The following is a 219-nucleotide window of genomic DNA, read 5'->3' as shown; positions in this document are numbered from 1 at the left end:
CAAACTGGAGAGCGGATTGCTCTTCAGCCGCTCCTGCACCTTCTCGGCTTCCGCGATCTGCTCTTCCAGCGAAGGGCCATAAATGGAGCGGTCTACCGCCTGCCCGAGCTTATCGAACGCCCAACCCGCGAAGGTACCAACGTTTTGCCAGGCCCGGCCCAGTGCGGTTGTGGCTTCGGTCGCCTTGGCAAGCCGGTTCGGCAATGCATCAAGCAGCAC

The 219-nt window shown here is 61.6% G+C and carries 1 protein-coding gene; it reads right to left on the bottom strand.

The features are described from left to right. The coding region (locus tag AF337_RS43215; protein ID WP_160320269.1) for a hypothetical protein at positions 1-219 on the bottom strand (219 nt) is incomplete at both ends.

The organism is Rhizobium ecuadorense (assembly GCF_001187535.1).
Taxonomy (GTDB): domain Bacteria; phylum Pseudomonadota; class Alphaproteobacteria; order Rhizobiales; family Rhizobiaceae; genus Rhizobium; species Rhizobium ecuadorense.
Note: the sequence above shows the minus strand (reverse complement) of the source record. Positions and strands in the feature narration are given on the sequence as shown.